17 protein-coding genes and 1 pseudogene are annotated in these 18,152 nt (G+C 61.0%); 14 read left to right on the top strand and 4 right to left on the bottom strand.

Going from position 1 to position 18,152, the window contains the following annotated elements:
- Positions 1-2: 2 nt before the first annotated feature.
- Both ACL2XN_RS00485 and ACL2XN_RS00480 read right to left on the bottom strand, forming a co-directional pair.
- Positions 3-788, bottom strand: coding sequence for an SDR family oxidoreductase (locus ACL2XN_RS00485; protein ID WP_410014446.1), 786 nt, complete (start codon positions 786-788; stop codon positions 3-5).
- A 603-nt stretch (positions 789-1,391) separates the two neighbouring features.
- Positions 1,392-2,300 carry a GntR family transcriptional regulator gene (locus ACL2XN_RS00480; RefSeq protein WP_410014445.1) on the bottom strand — a complete coding sequence of 303 codons (909 nt, stop codon included), beginning with the start codon at positions 2,298-2,300 and terminating at the stop codon, positions 1,392-1,394.
- Positions 2,301-2,491: 191 nt separating this feature from the next.
- Between ACL2XN_RS00480 and ACL2XN_RS00475 the strand changes: the two genes are divergently transcribed.
- The 7 genes from ACL2XN_RS00475 (at position 2,492) to ACL2XN_RS00445 (ending at position 9,534) form a co-directional block, all read left to right on the top strand.
- The gene (locus tag ACL2XN_RS00475) at positions 2,492-3,307 is read left to right on the top strand and encodes an ABC transporter substrate-binding protein (protein ID WP_413729841.1); all 816 of its coding nucleotides are present in this window, start codon (positions 2,492-2,494) and stop codon (positions 3,305-3,307) included.
- A 45-nt stretch (positions 3,308-3,352) separates the two neighbouring features.
- Complete coding sequence (locus ACL2XN_RS00470; protein WP_410014443.1) at positions 3,353-4,072, top strand: amino acid ABC transporter permease; 720 nt, start codon at positions 3,353-3,355, stop codon at positions 4,070-4,072.
- Positions 4,073-4,082: 10 nt separating this feature from the next.
- Positions 4,083-4,826 (top strand): amino acid ABC transporter ATP-binding protein, encoded by a 744-nt coding sequence (locus tag ACL2XN_RS00465; RefSeq protein ID WP_410016780.1) that lies wholly within the window; start codon positions 4,083-4,085, stop codon positions 4,824-4,826.
- A 55-nt stretch (positions 4,827-4,881) separates the two neighbouring features.
- Entirely contained in the window at positions 4,882-6,045 is a 1,164-nt protein-coding gene (locus ACL2XN_RS00460) for a M20 family metallopeptidase (RefSeq protein ID WP_410014442.1), read from the top strand.
- Between the two features lie 9 nt (positions 6,046-6,054).
- The gene (locus ACL2XN_RS00455) at positions 6,055-7,251 is read left to right on the top strand and encodes a mandelate racemase/muconate lactonizing enzyme family protein (RefSeq protein WP_413729840.1); all 1,197 of its coding nucleotides are present in this window, start codon (positions 6,055-6,057) and stop codon (positions 7,249-7,251) included.
- On the top strand, positions 7,248-8,450 hold the full coding sequence (locus tag ACL2XN_RS00450) for a M24 family metallopeptidase (RefSeq protein ID WP_410014440.1): 1,203 nt from the start codon (positions 7,248-7,250) through the stop codon (positions 8,448-8,450). Before ACL2XN_RS00455 ends, ACL2XN_RS00450 begins: the two co-directional genes overlap by 4 nt.
- Positions 8,451-8,610: 160 nt before the next feature.
- Complete coding sequence (locus tag ACL2XN_RS00445; RefSeq protein ID WP_410014439.1) at positions 8,611-9,534, top strand: dihydrodipicolinate synthase family protein; 924 nt, start codon at positions 8,611-8,613, stop codon at positions 9,532-9,534.
- Here the strand turns inward: ACL2XN_RS00445 and ACL2XN_RS00440 are convergent.
- The gene (locus tag ACL2XN_RS00440) at positions 9,529-10,842 is read right to left on the bottom strand and encodes a glutamine amidotransferase-related protein (protein WP_413729839.1); all 1,314 of its coding nucleotides are present in this window, start codon (positions 10,840-10,842) and stop codon (positions 9,529-9,531) included. The two genes, ACL2XN_RS00445 and ACL2XN_RS00440, sit on opposite strands and share 6 nt — an antisense overlap.
- Before the next feature lie 129 nt (positions 10,843-10,971).
- Between ACL2XN_RS00440 and ACL2XN_RS00435 the strand changes: the two genes are divergently transcribed.
- Complete coding sequence (locus ACL2XN_RS00435) at positions 10,972-12,180, top strand: aminotransferase class I/II-fold pyridoxal phosphate-dependent enzyme (protein ID WP_413731032.1); 1,209 nt, start codon at positions 10,972-10,974, stop codon at positions 12,178-12,180.
- 86 nt (positions 12,181-12,266) lie between these two features.
- Here ACL2XN_RS00435 and ACL2XN_RS00430 read toward each other — a convergent pair whose 3' ends face one another.
- Positions 12,267-13,199 carry a sugar-binding transcriptional regulator gene (locus tag ACL2XN_RS00430; protein ID WP_413729838.1) on the bottom strand — a complete coding sequence of 311 codons (933 nt, stop codon included), beginning with the start codon at positions 13,197-13,199 and terminating at the stop codon, positions 12,267-12,269.
- A 234-nt stretch (positions 13,200-13,433) separates the two neighbouring features.
- Between ACL2XN_RS00430 and ACL2XN_RS00425 the strand changes: the two genes are divergently transcribed.
- The 6 genes and pseudogenes from ACL2XN_RS00425 to ACL2XN_RS00400 all read left to right on the top strand — a co-directional run bounded on the left by ACL2XN_RS00425 (position 13,434) and on the right by ACL2XN_RS00400 (position 17,827).
- Complete coding sequence (locus ACL2XN_RS00425; protein ID WP_413723204.1) at positions 13,434-14,378, top strand: tagatose-bisphosphate aldolase; 945 nt, start codon at positions 13,434-13,436, stop codon at positions 14,376-14,378.
- Positions 14,379-14,478: 100 nt separating this feature from the next.
- Positions 14,479-15,009 (top strand): AAA family ATPase, encoded by a 531-nt coding sequence (locus tag ACL2XN_RS00420; RefSeq protein ID WP_413723467.1) that lies wholly within the window; start codon positions 14,479-14,481, stop codon positions 15,007-15,009.
- A gap of 233 nt (positions 15,010-15,242) precedes the next feature.
- Positions 15,243-15,686: a PTS sugar transporter subunit IIA gene (locus tag ACL2XN_RS00415; protein ID WP_410014435.1), complete on the top strand. Its 444-nt coding sequence runs from the start codon at positions 15,243-15,245 to the stop codon at positions 15,684-15,686.
- A 202-nt stretch (positions 15,687-15,888) separates the two neighbouring features.
- The gene (locus ACL2XN_RS00410) at positions 15,889-16,188 is read left to right on the top strand and encodes a PTS sugar transporter subunit IIB (protein WP_410014434.1); all 300 of its coding nucleotides are present in this window, start codon (positions 15,889-15,891) and stop codon (positions 16,186-16,188) included.
- A 47-nt stretch (positions 16,189-16,235) separates the two neighbouring features.
- Positions 16,236-17,483: pseudogene (locus ACL2XN_RS00405) on the top strand (PTS sugar transporter subunit IIC); the annotation flags it as partial.
- 38 nt (positions 17,484-17,521) lie between these two features.
- Positions 17,522-17,827 (top strand): hypothetical protein, encoded by a 306-nt coding sequence (locus ACL2XN_RS00400; RefSeq protein ID WP_413729837.1) that lies wholly within the window; start codon positions 17,522-17,524, stop codon positions 17,825-17,827.
- The last annotated feature ends 325 nt before the right edge of the window (positions 17,828-18,152 follow it).

Here is an 18,152-nt window from a genome sequence, read left to right as displayed (position 1 = left end):
GCTTAGAGGGCGGGGATCATGCCGCCGTCGACGCGGATTACGCCGCCGGTCATATAAGAGGCCTGGCGGCTGGCGAGGAATGCCGCCACCGCGCCGTATTCTTCGGGTTTGCCGTAGCGACCGGCCGGGATCGTCGCCGCGCTTTTAGCCGCTATCTGTTCGACGCTGAGGTCTTCCCGTGCGGCGCGGGCGGCGTCCAGCTGCCCTACCCGTCGGGTGGCGATGCGGCCCGGCACCATGACGTTTACCGTGATGCCGTCGCGGGCCACTTCAGCGGCGAGGGTTTTCGACCAGCCGGCCAGCGCGAGGCGTAGGGTGTTGGAGATGCCGAGATTGGCAATGGGCGCCACGATGCCGGACGAGGTGCTGGTGATAATGCGGCCCCAGCCCGCCGCGCGCATGTCCGGCAACACTTTGTCGGTCAGCAGGATGAGCGATCCGACCATGGCGGAAAACTGGGCGTTCCAGAGTTCCGGCGCCACGCCCGCGGCCCCGCTGGGCTGTGGGCCGCCGGAGTTATTGACCAGGATGGCTACCGGCCCGAGGGCGGCGCGGATATCGGCCAGGATGGCGTCAAAGGCGTCCTGGCGGGTGAGATCCAGTGTCCAGGCGCGGGCGCTGCCGCCCTGCGCGTTAATCAGCGCCACGGTTTCATCAAGCGTGTTTTGCGTGCGTCCGCAGACCGCCACCTTGGCGCCTTCCGCCGCCAATGCCAGCGCGATGGCGCGCCCGAGGCCGCCGCCCGCGCCGCTGACCAGCGCTACGCGCCCCTGAATGCCAAAATCCATTACCGACTCCTGTTTGATTGAAATAATGATTTAACAGCGGTGTATTCCGCCTGGTGTTAGCGCAATGTTGGCGTGCCATGGGGCGCTTGGTCGGGCGGGAATACCACGCCCGATTCGACCCCATTGGCACGGTCTCCCTTGAACACGCCTGCTTTGAGCCCGGTGTTGGCGGGCCTACCGCGCCATGGGGCCTCGGTCGGGCGGGAAAAGCACGCCCGATTCGACCCCATTGGCACGCTCTCCCTTGAACACGTCTGCTTTGAGCCCGGTGTTGGCGGGCCTACCGTGCCATGGGGTGCTCGGTCGGGCGGGAACACCACGCCCGATTCGACCCCATTGGCACGGTCTCCCTTGAACACGTCTGCTTTGAGCCCGGTGTTGGCGGGCCTACCATGCCATGGGGTGCTCGGTCGGGCGGGAACACCACGCCCGATTCGACCCCATTGGCACGCTCTCCCTTGAACACGTCTGCTTTGAACCCGGTGTTGGCGGGCCTACCGTGCCATGGGGCTCGGTTTGGCGGGAACACCACGCCCGATTCGACCCCATTGGCACGCTCTCCCTTGAACACGTCTGCTTTGAGCCCGGTGTTGGCGGGCCGCCTTAATCCGGCTTACTGCTTTTACTGACCTTAGTGCGTCCGTTTTCGTAGGCGGATTGCAGATGACGGCGCATGATTTCCGCGGCTTCGGCCATGTGTCCTTCCAGGACGGCGTCGATGATCGCCACATGTTCGCCACACCATTCGCGCACCCGCTGCTTATTGGTATAGCTGCCGAATTCCAGCAGACGACGCAGGCGGTTCTGCTGTACGATGGCCTGCAGGATAAAAATATTGCCGCTTAATTCCGCCAGCGTTTCATGGAAGCTGGCGTCGGTGTCGAAAATCTGCCGCCCGTCGACGCTTAAGATATCCGGGTGTGAAATCAGGAACATATGCTGCTGGCGCAGGCGCCTGAGCGTGTTTTTATCCGCCTGGAAGCCGGGGGACAGCAGCGCGCCCGGCTCAATCATCAGCCGGAACCGGTAACCGTTGCTGAACGCCACGTCGGTATTGAGCGTCGGCAGGAACGACCAGCCGTGGCCTTTATTGCGCGCAATCAGTCCGTCCTCGGACAAGCGCAGCAGCGTGCGCGCCAGGACATTGCGATCGACGTCATAGCGCTGCGAGATCTCGGTTTGGGTCAGGGATTCCGGCAGTTTGCCGGCGATACGGTCCCGGACCAGCTGTTCATACAGGTCTTGATCGCTGCTGGCGGGTACATCAATGCTGATGCGCTGGATTTCATCATAGGGCTTAACCAGGAAAAATCCCTGGTTGCGCCGCGTTTCGATGATGCCCAGTTCGCACAGCAGTTTCATGGCCGCGCGCACCGGGGTGCGGGAGACGCCCGCCATATCCGCCAGTTGCTGTTCGCGCAGGTGATGCCCCGGCTCGAATTTCGCCTCGCGTATCAGATCCAGGATTTGATTTGCCAGTCGCCGTCCGCTGGCCGTCGCCGTTTGAGTCATGGAGTGCCGCATCCAAAAAGTATTTGTTGCATACTATTATACAATAACCCATTAAACAATAACACCTTCAAATAGCGTGCAAGCCCTTATATAGTGCAGAATGTGCACCAAAAAAGAGCCTTGACAACCCCTTTCAATTGTATTTAATGATACACAAAGAGCAATTACGCTCATCACCCCCGGAGCCTGACATGTCTAAAAACCTGTTTTTGCGTCGCTATGCCGTCGTTACCCTGGCCGCGTTATGTCTGGGCGCCCCCCTGATGAGCCAGGCGGCGCCTGAGCTGGTCAGTAAGGGCGAGCTGACCTATGGCACCGCCGCCACCTTTATGCCGTTTGAATACATGAAGGACGGCAAGCTGACCGGCTTTGATATCGACCTGATCAACGCCCTGTCGGCCAAGCTGGCGCTGAAACCGCAGCCGATGTCCATGGAGTTCAAGGGATTGATCCCGGCATTGCAGGGTAAGCGTCTGGATATCATCAACTCGGCGATGTATATCAACCCGGTGCGTTCCGAGCAGGTGGAATTTGTGCCTTACCTGAAAATCGGCAGCCGGGTGGTGGTCGCCAAGGGCAATCCGGAGAAGATTACCGGCCGCGACCTGTCGCTGTGCGGCAAGAGCATCGCCGTGACCCTCGGCGGCATTGAGGAAAGCCAGGCGCGCGTGAGCAGCAAAGCGTGCCAGGACGGCGGCAAGGCGGCCATTAACGTCATGACCTTCCCGGCGGCCACCGACTCGGCGGTGGCGGTGGCGCAAAAGCGGGCCGATGCTGAATTTCTTTCCACCCCGGGCGCCGTGGCGCTGCTGAGCGAAAAAGGCGATACCTTCGAAACCACCGGCGATGAATTCGAGGCCGATACCCATATCGGCATTGCGCTGCGCAAAGGCGACGCGCAGATGAAAACCCTGATTGAAACCGGCCTGAAAGAACTTGTTGCCGACGACACCTACCAGAAATTGATCGCGAAATGGCAGTTCCCCGCGTCGGTGGCTATTTTTTGATCATCACCACGTTTTCCGACCGGTCCCGGCGTTTAAGGAAAGTCCATGTCCCTTGATCTTGTTTGGCAGTACCTGCTCTCCCCGGCGTTCTTCCAGGGCGCGTTAATGACCCTGCTGTTGACGGTGTGCTCGTTGTTTTTCGGCATCATCATGGGATTGGTGCTGGCCCTGTTACAGGAATCCCGGTTACGTATCTGCACGGGGCTGGCCTTCTTTTATCTCTGGCTGTTTCGCGGCACGCCGGTGCTGTTCCAAATCATTTTTGTCTATAACGTCCTGCCCGGTTTCGGCGTGCGGTTCTCGGCGTTTACCTGCGCGATCCTGGCGCTGTCGCTGAACGAGGGCGCCTATATGGCCGAAATCCTGCGCTCCGGATTGCAGGCGGTGCGCAGCGGACAGCGCACCGCGGGCATGGCGCTGGGCATGACCGGCGGGCAGATCATGCGCAAGATCGTGCTGCCGCAGGCGGCGCGGATTGTGCTGCCGCCGATGGGCAACCAGATGATCAGCATGCTCAAGTCCAGCGCCCTGGTCTCGGTGATTGCGGTGCAGGAACTGCTTCTTATCGCCAACCAGACCGCCAGCGCCAGCTTCCGCTATTTCGAGGCCCTGTGCGCCGCCGGTATCTATTATCTGGTGCTGACCACCCTCTTTATGTTGGGCCAGGCCTGGCTGGAGCGTTACCTCGACCCGAAAAAACGCAGAAAGCCGGCGTTGTCATTCACCGAACGCCTGTTGCGCGGCAGCACCGGCACGACACACTGAGGGAAAAATGATGAAAAGCACAAAACCGGTTCTGGAGATTATCGGCGTCGATAAACATTTCGGCGCGCAGCATGTGCTGAAAAACTGTTCGCTCAACGTGGCCGAGGGCGACACCGTGGTGCTGATAGGCCCCTCCGGCTCGGGCAAATCCACCCTGCTGCGCTGCGTCAATCTGCTGGAACCCATCGAAGGCGGCGCCATTTTTTTCCGCAACCAGGATATTACCCATGCCGATATCAAGCCGCACCGGCTGCGCCAGGACATCGGCATGGTGTTTCAAAGCTATGAGCTGTTTTCCCATCTCACCGCCGCGGAAAACATTATGCTCGCGCCGATGACGGTGCGCGGCGTCAGCCGCGCCGAGGCCCAGGCCCAGGCGCTGGAACTGCTGGGCAAGGTGCGCATACCGGACAAGGCCGACGCGTTTCCCGACGAGCTGTCCGGCGGCCAGCAGCAGCGGGTGGCCATTGCCCGCGCCCTGGCGATGAAACCCAAGCTGATGCTGTTCGACGAGCCGACCTCGGCGCTGGATCCGGAAATGATCCGCGAGGTGCTCGACGTCATGGCCGATCTGAGCGCCGAGGGCATGACCAGTATCGTGGTCACCCACGAGATGGGGTTTGCCCGGCGCGCCGCCAACCATATCGTTTTTATGGAAAACGGCGAAATCATTGAAAACGCCCCGAGCGAGAAGTTTTTCGGCGGCGATGTGAGCGAGCGGGCGCAGCGCTTCCTCGACCAGATATTGCACTGATAGTGCTAATCATGCATGCCCTCGTCAGGGCGTTTATTCACCTCAGGAGATGTCGATGAGTCTTTCATCGCCCGATATCGGCAGGATGAAACGCGATCTTGCCGCGCTGGTCGCAATCAATACCGAAAACCCGCCGGGGCGCGAGCGCGAAGCGGCGGAACATATCAGCCGGCTGCTGGCCGATGCCGGTTTTGACCTGACGCTTAGCGAATACCTCCCTGGCCGCACCAATGTCATTGCGCGCCTGGAAAATGGCGCCGGTCCCTGCTTCGCCTTTAACACCCATATCGATGTGGTGCCGGCGGGCGACGGCTGGAGCCAGGATCCGTTTACGCTTACCGAGCGCGACGGCAAATTGTATGGCCGCGGCTCCTGCGACGCCAAAGGGCCGCTGGTGGCGATGCTTGAGGCGATGCGCATGCTGGCGGCGCATCGCGACGGCTGGCGCGGCACCCTGATGGGGATTTTCGTCGCCGACGAGGAGGTGGCCAGCGAAGGCGCCAAATTCTACGTGCGCGAGGCGCCGGCGAAAATCGACTACGCGGTGATTGGCGAACCGACCTCTAACAGCACTTATTCCGCCCATAAAGGCAGCCTGCGTCCGCTGGTGCGGGTGCACGGCGTTACCGCGCACTCCGGCACGCCGGAGCTGGGCGAAAACGCCATCTTCCGCGCGGCGCAGCTGCTGGGTCTGGTGGAACATGCCCACGAACACAGCGTGCGCTGCCATTGCCACCCGCTGGTGGGATCCGCCAGCCTGACGGTGACGCGCATCAACGGCGGCCATGCGGATAACGTGCTGCCGGACAGCTGCGAGCTGCTGCTGGACCGGCGCATGGTGCCGGGGGAAGACGAAGAACAGGTTAAACAAGAGATCCGCGATCTGCTTACGCTGGCGCGGGAAAAGTTCGGCGTGCGCAGCGACATCGTCACCTTTAAACCGACCACCGGCGGCGCGACGGAAACCGACTCCGGCGATCCCATCGTACTGGCGGGCTTGGATGCTTGTCGCGCCCACGGTAATGCGGAGCCGGGGCCGTTCGGCTTCCAGGGCGGCTGCGATCTGGTGCATTTTCGCAGTCTCGGCACCAAGGGCATCGTTATCGGCCCGGGATCCCTTGCCGACGCGCACAAACCCGATGAGTTCGTGCCCATCGATGAATTTATTGCCGCCAGCGAGATCTATCGCGACGTGGCGCTGGCGATGATGAGCCGCTAAGGAGCCCGGGTGAAAGCCACTTTGTATCGCGCCGCGCTGCGCTACCCGCATCTGCGGCTGTATACCGCCTCCTCGGGCAGCGTGGCGGCGCTGGACGAGCTTTACCTGCTGCTGGAGGATCAGGCCTTCCAGGGCCTGGGCGAGGTGCGGGTGAATATCGCCTACCTGAACGGCTACAGCCCGCAGCAGGTGCTGGACGACGTCCTCCGCTGCCTGCGCCGGCTGGATCTTGCCCTGGACCCCGCGCAACTGCTGGCCGGGCTGGATACCTGGGCGGCAGGAATTCTGGCGCCGACGCGCATGCTGCTTGATGTGGCGCTGCATGACCTGCTTGCCCGGCGCCAAGGCATCAGCGTCGCCGGGTTGCTGGCGCGTCCCCGGGACGCGGGCGGCGCCGTGCCGCCAGGCGGGGAAACGGCGCGGGAGCGGCACCCCGTGGCCATTGCGCCGGCGCAGGACGGCGCGTCTTCGCCGGTGGTGAGCTATCGCACTAACCAGACGCTGTTCTGGTCCTCGCGCGAGCAAATGCTGCAACAGGCCGAGGCGTATGTGGACCGGGGTTTCACCGAGTTGAAACTGCGGGTCGGCGTGGCCGGATTTGACCAGGACCTGGACCGCGTCGCCGCCCTGCGCCGCCGTTTTGGCGCCGGCATCAGCCTGGCGGCGGACGCCAACGGCCAGTGGCCGGCGCGCGAGGCCCTGGCGCGCCTGCGGGCCCTGGCCGCCTACGATTTACGTTATATGGAGCAGCCGATTGCCGATGGCGCGGCCGACGACCCGGAACACGGCTACGCGGCGCTGGCCGCCGCCAGCCCGATCCCGCTGATGCTCGACGAAAGCATGAGCAGCGAGGCGGATCTGGCCCGCGTCATCGGCCTGGGCGGCAAGGTTTGGGCGCACCTGAAGCTGGTGAAAATGGGCGGCATCGGCCCGGCCCTTGCCGCCGCGCGGCGGCTTAACGCCGCCGGCGTGCCTTTTATGATAGGCCAAATGAATGAAGGCGCGGCGGCCACCGCCGCCGCGCTGCATGTCGCCTGCGCCTCCCGCCCGGCCTATGCCGAACTGTATGGCGCCGACGGGCTGGGCAACGATCCGGTCGCCGGACTTATCTATCAGCAAGGGCTGGTCTGCAGCCCAAGCGCGTCCGGGTTGGGGGTCGGTTTTGACCCCGCCCGGGCGGAATTCATCCAGGAGTTCTGTAAATGACAAACCCAAGCGCAGTAAACAAGACCCCGTTGCCCGATCTGGGCCGCGTGACGCCGGGCGGCGAATCCGCCTTTGGCGAAGAGGAATACCGCGGACGCGTCGAGCGCGCGCGCGCCCTGCTCACCCAGGCCGGGCTGGACGTCATGGTCATCACCGGTCCGGAAAATATTTTCTATCTCACCGGCCAGCAGACGCCGGGATATTACACCTTTCAGGCCCTGGTGCTGCCGGTGGAGGGCGATCCGGTATTCGTTATCCGCCAGTTGGAATATTTTAACTTTATTTCCAACACCTTTATCCGCGACGCCGCCATTTATACCGACGGCGATAATCCGGTGAATTTTCTGCTGGGCGTGCTGAAGGACCGCGGCTGGACCCGGCGCCGCATCGGCATTGATAAACGCGGCTGGTTTCTGCCGATTGCCGTTTACGAAGCGTTGCAAGCCGAGCTGGGCGTTATCCACGACGCGGCGGGCGTGATTGAACAGCTGCGCGCGGTGAAATCCGCCGCCGAGCTGGAAAAAATGGCCCACGCCGCCCGCTATGTCGACGCGGGCATGCTGGCCGGGCGCGCGGCCATCCGGGCCGGCGCCACCGAGAACGACCTGGTCGCCGCCATGATGGGCGCGGCCATCGCCGCCGGATCCGAATATATGGGCATGGAACCGCTGGTCTCCTCCGGCCCGCGTACCGGCGTGCCGCACGGCACCTGGCGCCGGCGCAAAATCCAGGACGGCGATCCTATCTTCCTGGAAATGGCCGCCACCCACGATCGCTATCACGCGGCGCTGATGCGCTCGGCGTGGCTGGGCAAACCGCCCGCCGTGGCGCTGGAAATGGAAAAAACCTGTCAGGAAGCCCTGCAGGCGGCCCTTGACGCCATCCGCCCCGGCGCCACCTGCGAGGCCCCGCATCTCGCCTGCCAGAAAGTGATCGACCGCGCCGGGTATACCGATAACTTTAAAAAACGCACCGGCTATTCCATCGGCGTGTCGTTCGCGCCGGACTGGGGCGAAGGCGCAATCCTCAGTCTTTACAGCGGCATCACCACCGAACTGCAACCGGGCATGACCTTCCATATTCCGCCCGCGCTGAGAATCTATGGTGAATTCACCGTCGGCGTCAGCGAAACCATCGTGGTGACGGAAACCGGCTGCCGGGCCCTCGGGGCGGTGGACCGGCCGTTATACCGGCTTTAGCCGGGCGCTGTATGCGCCTGCCTGGCCGGCGCCCGCCAAGGCGGCCAGGCAGCGCCGGCAATGCTCCGCCCCGGCGGCGCAACCTCTCCCACGCGCCCGGCCCCATGGCCGGGCTGCGGTATCGGTTCTTCGTTATCAGGTCAGACAGGAAAGCATAGTTATGAAAGACATCAGTGAAAGCCAGGCACGCCTGCGCGGTATTTTTAATATCACCGTTACCCCGTTTACCGCCGACGGCGCATTTGATTTCGCGGGACTGGCGCGCAATATCGAGCGGGTCATCGGGCTGGGCTACGACGGCGTGCTGATCGGCGGCACCTACGGTGAATTCCCGGCGATGAGCGCCGATGAGCGCGCCCGGTTATTTCGCCACGTCATGGACGTGGTGGGCGACCGGGTGCCGGTGATGCTGTGCAGCGCCGGTTCCGACGCGCGCACGGTGCGCGATTTAACGGCGCTTGCCGGCGAACTGGGCGGCCTGCCGATGGTGACGCCGCCGTTTGTCTCCGAAGTGACCGACGCGCAGATCGTGAGTTTTTTTAAACAAATGGCCCCGCTTTCACGCACCGGCATCCTGGTGTATAACGCGCCGGGCATTGGCATCACGCTGCCGCCGGCGGTACTGGAACAGCTGGCGGATATCGGGGGCGTGGTGGGCATTAAGCAAGGCGATCTGAATCCGACCGCCATCGACCAGATCGCCAACCGCCTCTCCGGCCGCCTGCGGCTGTTCTGCGCCTCCGATCTGGCGTTCCTCGGGCCGATGATGTGCGGCTTCGACGGCATCAGCAGCACCAACAGCTGCGCGCTGCCGGAAATCATTCTGGCCGCCTATCGCGCGCTTGAGCGCGGCGACGCCGCCACCGCCCGCGATCTGCATAGCCTGTGGTATCCCTACCGCGCCCTGGCCCGCCGCCACGGCCAGCCGCAACTGGTCAAGGCCGCCATGAACCTGCGCGGCTTCGACGGCGGCCATGTGCGCGCGCCGCTTCTCGATCTGGAAGCGGACGTCATCGCCCAGGTGGCGGCTGAACTGGCGCGCCTGGCCGCCGACCCGCGCGCCGGCGTATCGCCGGCGTTATAGCCCCGCCTCCCGCCGCCGCGCCGCCGCGGTTAAAAACGCCATCAGCAGCGGATGCGGCCGGCGGCGGGAAGACGAGAGCTCGGGGTGGCCCTGTACCCCCAGATAAAATACATGGCGGGTAAATTCTATACCGTCGGTAATGGCGCCGCTGGCATCGGTGGCGCTGAGGCGCAGGCCGGCGATGTCCAGATCCCGCTTCAGCGCCGGGTTAAGGTGGAAACGGTGGTTATAGCGCAGGGTTGACCGGTCGCCGAGCAACTGGTGCATACGGCTGCCGGGCTCGCTCAGCATCATATGGTCGCCCAGGCGGTGCCGGGGAAGACCGGCCGTTTCCGCCAGCGGAACAAAGGATTTTACCGGCGCCAGGGGATCGGCCTCGGCCAGATTCACCCCGGTGGAGCCCAGCATGCGCTGGGCCACCGCCGTCGCCATGGTTTGCATGCCCAGGCATAAGCCCAGGGTGGGAACAGCGTTATCCAGGGTATAACGCGCCGCGGTTATCTGCCCGGCCACGTTGGCCATGGCGGCGCCGCCGGGCAACAGGACGCCGTGCGCGCGTTTGAGGATATCGCCGCAAGGCTCCTGCGGCGAGGCAAACAGGATATTAAGCCGCAGCGCCAGGGCGTCGGCGGCATCGCCGAGCGCGGCGACGGCGGCGGGATAGGCCTCCAGCTGATCCCGCCGCGTGCCGAGCAAAACGATGGCCAGCGGCGAAGCGGCGGCCCCGGCCAGGCTGTGGGGCGCGGCGGCGGGAGCATCCCGCCCGTTGCCCAGGCCGGGGTCGACGGCGGGTAACGCCCCGGTCGGGGCCACGCCAGGCACGATCTCGATAGCGTCGTCAGGGGAAGTTTCCCGCCAGCGGCCAAAGCCGTCGCGGCGCCATTGCCCCCAGGCGCTTTCGATGGCGCCGTTGCGGCGAAAAACCAGGCCCTGGGGCGACATATCCACCCGGATCAGCTGATAGTCCACGGCAAGACGGCTTAGCGCCCGCAGCCGGCCGGGCAACCCGGCCAGCTGCGCCGGACCGAGCGGGATCACCCAGTCCCGTCCGGCCGGCAGGGCGGCCAGTTCAGACCAGCGCTTCGGCGTATCTATGGTGTCGCCGCTCAGGCGTTCGTGCCATATCAGTCCGCTGGTGACCAGCGCGCCGGCGGCTATCGCGTGCTGGCAGGCGTCGGGATAGAGGGCGGTATCCCATGCAATGGCCAGGTGCGCCAGCGGCAGGCGCAGCCGACGCGCCAGGATGGCGGCCATGGCCCCATAGAGCGCCGGTTCCGGCGTGTCGTGCGCAACAAAGAGCAATGTCATGGCGATAAGTCCTTAATGGTCGGAACACGGCAAAAAAAGTCTGGGCAATCCGCCTGGAGACGTGATAGCTTAAATTGATTTTATTGTATCACATAATACAATTTTATTATTTCATAGATAGGGGAAATGATGTCAGCTGAATTACTTGCGCCTCGCTTACGCCGGGTGAGACCATCGCCGACCGCGGCGATTTCCGATCAGGTCCGCGCGCTAACCGCCGCCGGCGTGGATGTGATTAACCTCGGTGAAGGCGAGCTCGACTTCGATACACCGGCGCACATCAAACAGGCAGGCATAGATGCGATTGTACAAGGTGAAACAAAATACACAGCCGTTCCCGGCACGGCGGCCCTGAAAAAAGCCATCATCGCCAAATTCAGCCGCGAAAACGGCGTCGACTACGCGCCCCAGGAGGTCATCGCGGGCAGCGGCGCCAAGCAGCTGATCTTCAATGCCCTGCTGGCGACGGTCTCGGCCGGCGACGAAGTGATCATCCCCGCCCCTTATTGGGTATCCTATCCGGATATGGTGGCGCTGGCCGAAGGCGAAGCCCGCATCGTACCCTGCGCCGAGGCCCACGGCTGGAAACTGCGCCCGGCCGATCTCGCCGCCACCATTACGGCCAGGACCCGCTGGCTGATACTGAACTCCCCCAACAACCCCACCGGCGCGGTCTACTCGCGCGCCGAGCTGAAGGCGCTGGCCGCGGTGCTGCTCGACAATCCGCAGGTGCTGATCATGGCCGATGATATCTACGAGCATATCTGCCATGCGGCGGGCGAATTCGTTACCCTGGCGCAGGTAGAGCCCCGGCTGAAAGATCGGGTGCTGACGGTAAACGGCGTATCGAAAGGCTATTCGATGACCGGCTGGCGGCTGGGCTATGCCGGCGGCCCGGACTGGCTGGTGGCGGCCATGCAGATATTGCAATCGCAAAGCACCTCCAATCCCAGCTCCATTTCACAGGCCGCGACGGTGGCGGCGCTGGAGCAGGGCCTGGGATTTATGGACGCCTGGATGGCGACCCTGGCCAGGCGCCGCGCCGTCATCATGGCCTGCGTCAATGCCATCGACGGCCTGGCGGCGGCGGTACCGCCGGGGGCATTCTATGTGTTCGCCAACTGCGCCGGCATGATCGGCAAAAAAACACCGGCGGGCGCCACCCTCGCCAGCGACAGCGATTTTGCCGCCTATCTCCTGGACGCCGGCCATGTCGCTACCCTGCAAGGCTCGGCCTTCGGCGCGTCGCCTTACCTGCGCATCGCCTACGCCATCGACGATAGCCGCCTGAGCGAGGCCTGCGAACGCATTACCCGCGCGTGCCGCGCCTTACGCTGAAGACTCGGCGCGTCGTCCTCCTTGCCAGCGCCCCGTTGCGCCGGGCGCTGGCTTTTATCCCCCGTCCCCGTCCCGGCAAAGGCCGGTTAACCCGCCGGCAGCCGGTCCAGTATCGCCTGGGCGGTGTTCACATCGGTCACCAGGGAATTGATCATGCCCGATCGCACCGCGCCGATAATGCCGGCGGCCTTTTCCGGCGTGGCGGCCACGCCGATGGTCAGCGGCGTGCGCCTGAGCTGTTCCGGCGAAGCGGCGATCATGCGCGCCTCCCCTTCCCAGTGCAGCACCTCGCCGGTCTCGGTCACGTAATGGCGCAGCACGTCGCCGGCGGCCCGGCTCAGCGTCTTTTCATCGGCGATGGCGGTGGTGGATTCGCCGGGTTTGGGCGCATGGGTCAGACCGATGCCGACAATCGCCACATCCAGCCGATCCCATAACGAGATAATATCCTGCACGCTGCGATCGGCGAGAAACGCGTCGCGCAGCTCGGCGGACGATATATAGGGCGCATGCAGGAAATAGGGCTTGCCCTCCATCTGCTCGGCGGCGCGCCGGACGAACTCGGTGATCTGGAAATGGGGGGCGGCCTGTTGCATACCGCCGTTCAGCGCCACGGTCAGGATGCCCGGCAACCGCGGCATGCCCGTCAGGGTCACCTCCCGCACCGCCCTGCCCCAGCCGATGCCCAGCACCGATCCGGCGCCCAGCCCCGCCTGTTCCAGCAGCGACGCCAGCGGCGCGGCCAGCGAGCCCAGGACATTGGCCGGCGGCGCGTCGACGACAAAGGCCTTTTTTAATCCCAGGCGCTTAATCAGGTCCGCCGTCATATTCTCGGGCGAAGAGAGCGCCACCACCTCGATGCGCACGATGCCGGCGGCGCGCGCCTTGTTCAGCAGCCGTGAAATGGTGGCGGTGGAGACATTGAACTTGCGCGCAATTTCCACCTGGGGCATGTCGGACTCGTAATGCAGCTTCGCCACCATATGCATCATGGCGCGAGTAGCTGCAAGATCTTGCAAAATTGGCTCTTTCAGCTTGAAATTCCTTTCTGTAATGTATTACACTCATCTCTGTCGATGGGGAATTATTGCGCAATATGCGGGAAATTGCAATCGTTCCCCAGGGAGAAACCCCTTATAAACCGCAGCATTGGGACCATTTTCTCCCATTTAATCAAGGACGATGATGACAAAGGGTAACAACGTATCACCGCGTTTTTTGTCTGTAATAAATTTCAGGTAAAGGAGAAATTCATGTCAAAAATGTCCACCTCAGAATTACGCAGCTATCAACAAATCTGTGGCAGCAACGGCGCCATGTTGGTTATCGCCTGCGATCAGCGAGGTGCCATGCGCAGCCTGCTATCCAACGATCCCGCCCGGCAGGCGCAGATTTCCGAACACGAACTGGGACTGATCAAGGCCGATATCACCCGTTACCTGGCAAGCAAGGCGTCATGCGTGCTGGTCGATCCGGTCTGCGCCGTGCCGCAACTGGTGGACGACGGCATCATTGCGCGCGACACGGCGCTGCTGATAGGCCTCGACGCCTCCGGGTTCGACACCACGCCCGAAGGCTACCGGCTGTCGCGGCTGGTTGACCATATCAACGCCCGGCGGGTGCGCGAGCTCGGCGCCACCGGCGGCAAAATCATGGTGTATCTGCGCTCGGATCGCGCCGGGGCGAACCAGCACAATATCGCTATACTGCGCCGATGCATCGAGGATTTCACCCGCGAGGATTTATTGTTGGTGGTTGAGTTCCTGACGTATAAACTCGATGATGAAACGGACGAGGAATATAAGCAGAAAATCCCGGAGCTTATCTATGGCGGCACGAAAATCTGCCTGGAATGCGGGGCCAAGGTGCTGAAATTACCCTATCCCGGTTCGCCGCAGGCCTGTGCGGACATCACCCGGCTTGCCGGCGACGTGCCCTGGGCCGTGCTCTCGGCGGGCGTCGATCACGCCACCTTCCTGACCCAGGTGGCGGACGCCATGAGCGAGGGCGCCTCCGGCGTCATTGCGGGCCGTTCGTTATGGAAAGATTGTATTTCCCTGGACCGTGAGGCCACCCGGCAAAAACTGGAAACGCTGGCTATTCCCCGGCTGAACGAAATTCAGGCCGTGATTAAACAATATTTTCACGCGACCCGGCCGACGAGAGACGCGTTAACGGAGCAGGTAAAACATGTCTGACAAGGGCGCGGCGACCGACAGCATCCGGTTTTCTCCTGCTAATGGCGCCCAGGCGTCGCATCAGGACCGGCCGGAAAGTGACAACGGCAAGCGGATTATCATGATCAACGGTATCCCCGCCTCCGGTAAAAGCACCCTCGCCGCAGGCCTCTCCCGGCAGTCCGGCTGGCTTTCGTTATCCCTGGACGGGATCAAAAACCCGTTTCTGCAGCATCTGGGCGGTGTCGACCGCACGATGAACCGTACCCTTGGCAAAGCCAGTTACCAGGTCATCTGGTCCATCGTGGCGCAGGCCCCGGCGGGAAGCACCTTTATCATAGACGCCTGGTTTGGCTTCCAGCCCCGGGAGCTATTAGCGCATTATCTGGCGCACGCCGGCGTGACGCGCCTGGTCGAAGTGTGGTGCCGGATTTCCGCGCAACTGGCGGCCGCCCGGTATGCCGCGCGCCTGGCGGACAGATTGCCCGGCCATCCCGGCGCGGAATATCTACCCGAACTGCGGGCGCTGGCGGAACGCGCCGGACCGATGGCATTAGGGCCGGTCTTTAGCGTCGACCAGGACCAACCGCAGGATACGCGCGTTATTTACGACTGGATAATGCAAACATTGCCGCGCGCCGCGGTGATATAACCACAAACTGTAAGGAGATAACTCACACCTGACCGAATATAATAGAACATTGCTGCTTAAAAAGGCCTTCTTCATATATAAAGAAAGCCCGTAATAGTATTTGGCATTATTTTTCAAAACAACTCTTTATTATTATTTACAATATTGTAGAAATAGATAAAGATGGATCACAGTTTTTATAAGGAAACAGAAACATACTAGTATATATCTATACCTAGCTAAAAAGGGTCTTTATGTTAACGGACTGGATTAACGAAAGTAACGTTCGCTTAATTAATCAGGCGAAAGACTGGCAAAGCGCAGTGGCGTTATCGGTGCAGCCGCTTATCGATCAGCATGCGGTTGAGAGCCGTTATCTCCAGGCTATTTACGCCATGCATGAACAAATAGGCCCTTACTATGTCTTGGGCGAAGGCATTGCCATGCCCCATGCCCGGCCGGAGGAAGGGGTAATTAAAACCGCCTTGTCCTTGGTTATCGTTTCGCAAGGCGTGACCTTCGGCAGCGAAGATAACGATCCGGTGTACGTTATTTTTGCCCTGGCGGCCGTCGACAGCCATTCACATATTGAAATGATTGCGAGCCTGTCAAAATTATTTTGCGATGAGGAGGCGGTAAATACCTTAAAACATGCGCGGGATGAACAAGAGATTTTGGCCATACTGCGCCATTTTTAACGTATCACCCTAAGGGGCGATAACCATCAACCCAGGCGGCCATCAACGCCGGTGGGCCAGGCGCATGGCCGGTTAATGGCTATTCAGGATGGGCAGGCCGCAGGCTGTCCGCCGGAAGCGGTATTGAGCTATCGTCATCGGCGTCATGCCGGCCCGATGGCGGCGGTTACCCTACAGATGAATCACTTAAGGAACCTGTATTATGAAAAAATTATCAATTCTGGCGGTATGCGGGGCGGGACTGGGCAGCAGTTTTGCGTGCGAAATGAGTATTGAGGCCGCGTTGAAAGATCTGGGCGTGGATGCCGATTTGTCTCATTGTGATATTTCCAGCGCCACGTCAAGCAGGGCGGATATAATAATGACCGGCGAAAACTTCCGATCACAGTTCCAGCATTATACGATAAATGCCACTATTATTTACCTTAAAAGATTGGTTGATAAAAACGAAATAAAAGAAAAACTAACGCCAGTATTACAGGAAAAAGGCTACCTGGCTTGATATTGATTGATTGATAATCCGATTGTTGCAAACCCTACAGGGGACTTATTATGTCTTTCCTCCATTTTATTGTCAACGATGTGCTCGGCCAGGCGTCGATACTGATATCATTGATCGCCATGATTGGGCTTATCGCGCAAAAAAAGAGCCCCGGACAGGTTATTACCGGCACGCTTAAAACGCTATTAGGATTTTTAGTCCTGCTGTCCGGCGCCAATATTATCGTCACTGCGTTAAACTTCCTCGGCGATGTTTTCCAGAAAGGATTCCATATGCGCGGGGTGGTCACCGACGTGGGTTCCATTGCCGGCATCGCCCAACAAACCCTGGGACGGGAAACCGCCCTGATCATGGTTCTGGCGTTTGTAATTAATATTCTTATCGCCCGTTTCACTCGCTATAAATATATTTTCCTCACCGGCCAGGCCTCGCTCTGGATGGCCACGGTATGCTCGGTTATCGGTTACATGGGCGGGCTGCGGGGGACGGAATTAATCCTTATCGGCGGCGTTATCGCCGGCGTCATGGCGGTCGGCATGCCGGTGCTGGCGCAGCCCATTGTGCGCAAGATAACGGGGTCGGACGATATTGCGCTGGGCCATTTCTGCACTATTGGTTATATCGTGCAGGCGGGCGTGGCGAAGCTTACCGGCGATGTCGGCAAAAGTACCGAGGATCTGGAGCTGCCCCAGTCGTTTTCCTTTCTCCAGGACACGTATCTCTCCATGATGGTGGTGATGATCCCGATCTACCTGATTCCGTCCATCGCCGCGGGCCCCTTGGTGATCGCCCCTTATGCCCACGGCGTTAACTACCTGGTCTATGCCTTCCTGCAATCGGTACAGTTCGTGGTCGGGGTTTATGTCCTGCTGGCGGGCGTCAGGCTGCTGCTGGCGGAAATCGTACCGGCGTTTCGCGGCATCGCGCTGCGCATCGTGCCCAACGCCATTCCGGCGCTGGACTGCCCGGTGCTGTTCCCCTATGCCCCCAACGCGGTGATTATCGGTTTTATTTCCACCACCATCGGCTCGGTTATCGGCATGTTCCTGTTCCCAAGCATGGGACTGGCGATGATCCTGCCGGGCATGCTGACCAATTTTTTTGCCGGCGGCACCGCGGGTATTTTCGGCAATGCCGTCGGCGGACGGCGCGGCGCCATCATCGGCGGCGTGTTCCATGGGTTGTTTATTACCCTGCTGCCCGCGTTGCTATTGCCCCTGCTCGGCCAGTATGGGTTTTCCAACGTCACGTTCAGTGATTCGGATGTCATCAGCGTCGGACTGGTGTTCGGTCATATTCTTAACTTTTTCCATTAACCGTACGCGGAGGATCCATGGTCTCGTCTATTGATACTATCCTGGCGCAGGGGCTGGCGCCGAAAGAATGCGCCAAAGCGCTTAACGAACTGGGCAAGACGCTGTTTGAGCGGCAGGACACGGACGCCGCCATCGCCTGCTGGGAAAAGAGCGTCGCGTGCTACGGCAAGCCCGGCCCCGCCCAGGCGCATCTGATGAAAGCCTACAACCTGAAACGGCGCCAGTGCTCGGAGCGCGGCGACAGCGCGGGCATCGAGGCGTTTTCCCAGAAAATCGATGCGCTGATGCAGCAAAGCAAGGACGCCATCCGTTATGGTTTTTAACCGCCGGCGGCCCTGACGTCAAAATAACCCTGCCGGGACGGCGGCGCGTCCCGGCGGGCAGTTGCCGTTCCCTGTCCGCGCGCGACATCAATAGCTGAATGCCAATTATTCCGCTTTGCCGTCAATTTAACAAAATGATTTCACTTCTCTTTTTTTTGTTGATCTACATCATACCTGTATTCATCCACACTCGCATTATTGCCCATACGGAATATATTATTATTATCTGAATGTATGGCATCATTAGAAGAATCAAATTAATTAGTGTGCTTAATTTAGTTAATTAAAAATTTTCAGTTATTTTAATTATTAAAGTCAATTAAAT

The organism is Sodalis sp. RH22 (genome assembly GCF_047324165.1).
Classification (GTDB): domain Bacteria; phylum Pseudomonadota; class Gammaproteobacteria; order Enterobacterales; family Enterobacteriaceae; genus Acerihabitans.
Note: the sequence above shows the minus strand (reverse complement) of the source record. Positions and strands in the feature narration are given on the sequence as shown.

Bases quoted from the DNA above. Each gene is read 5' to 3' on its own strand.
- ACL2XN_RS00475 (WP_413729841.1), top strand. From the start codon at position 2,492: ATGTCTAAAAACCTGTTTTTGCGTCGCTATGCCGTCGTTACCCTGGCC.
- ACL2XN_RS00440 (WP_413729839.1), bottom strand. From the start codon at position 10,842: ATGACATTGCTCTTTGTTGCGCACGACACGCCGGAACCGGCGCTCTAT.
- ACL2XN_RS00465 (WP_410016780.1), top strand. From the start codon at position 4,083: ATGAAAAGCACAAAACCGGTTCTGGAGATTATCGGCGTCGATAAACAT.
- ACL2XN_RS00410 (WP_410014434.1), top strand. From the start codon at position 15,889: ATGAAAAAATTATCAATTCTGGCGGTATGCGGGGCGGGACTGGGCAGC.
- ACL2XN_RS00425 (WP_413723204.1), top strand. From the start codon at position 13,434: ATGTCAAAAATGTCCACCTCAGAATTACGCAGCTATCAACAAATCTGT.
- ACL2XN_RS00435 (WP_413731032.1), top strand. From the start codon at position 10,972: ATGTCAGCTGAATTACTTGCGCCTCGCTTACGCCGGGTGAGACCATCG.
- ACL2XN_RS00420 (WP_413723467.1), top strand. From the start codon at position 14,479: ATGATCAACGGTATCCCCGCCTCCGGTAAAAGCACCCTCGCCGCAGGC.
- ACL2XN_RS00485 (WP_410014446.1), bottom strand. From the start codon at position 788: ATGGATTTTGGCATTCAGGGGCGCGTAGCGCTGGTCAGCGGCGCGGGC.
- ACL2XN_RS00480 (WP_410014445.1), bottom strand. From the start codon at position 2,300: ATGACTCAAACGGCGACGGCCAGCGGACGGCGACTGGCAAATCAAATC.
- ACL2XN_RS00415 (WP_410014435.1), top strand. From the start codon at position 15,243: ATGTTAACGGACTGGATTAACGAAAGTAACGTTCGCTTAATTAATCAG.
- ACL2XN_RS00450 (WP_410014440.1), top strand. From the start codon at position 7,248: ATGACAAACCCAAGCGCAGTAAACAAGACCCCGTTGCCCGATCTGGGC.
- ACL2XN_RS00445 (WP_410014439.1), top strand. From the start codon at position 8,611: ATGAAAGACATCAGTGAAAGCCAGGCACGCCTGCGCGGTATTTTTAAT.
- ACL2XN_RS00400 (WP_413729837.1), top strand. From the start codon at position 17,522: ATGGTCTCGTCTATTGATACTATCCTGGCGCAGGGGCTGGCGCCGAAA.
- ACL2XN_RS00460 (WP_410014442.1), top strand. From the start codon at position 4,882: ATGAGTCTTTCATCGCCCGATATCGGCAGGATGAAACGCGATCTTGCC.
- ACL2XN_RS00470 (WP_410014443.1), top strand. From the start codon at position 3,353: ATGTCCCTTGATCTTGTTTGGCAGTACCTGCTCTCCCCGGCGTTCTTC.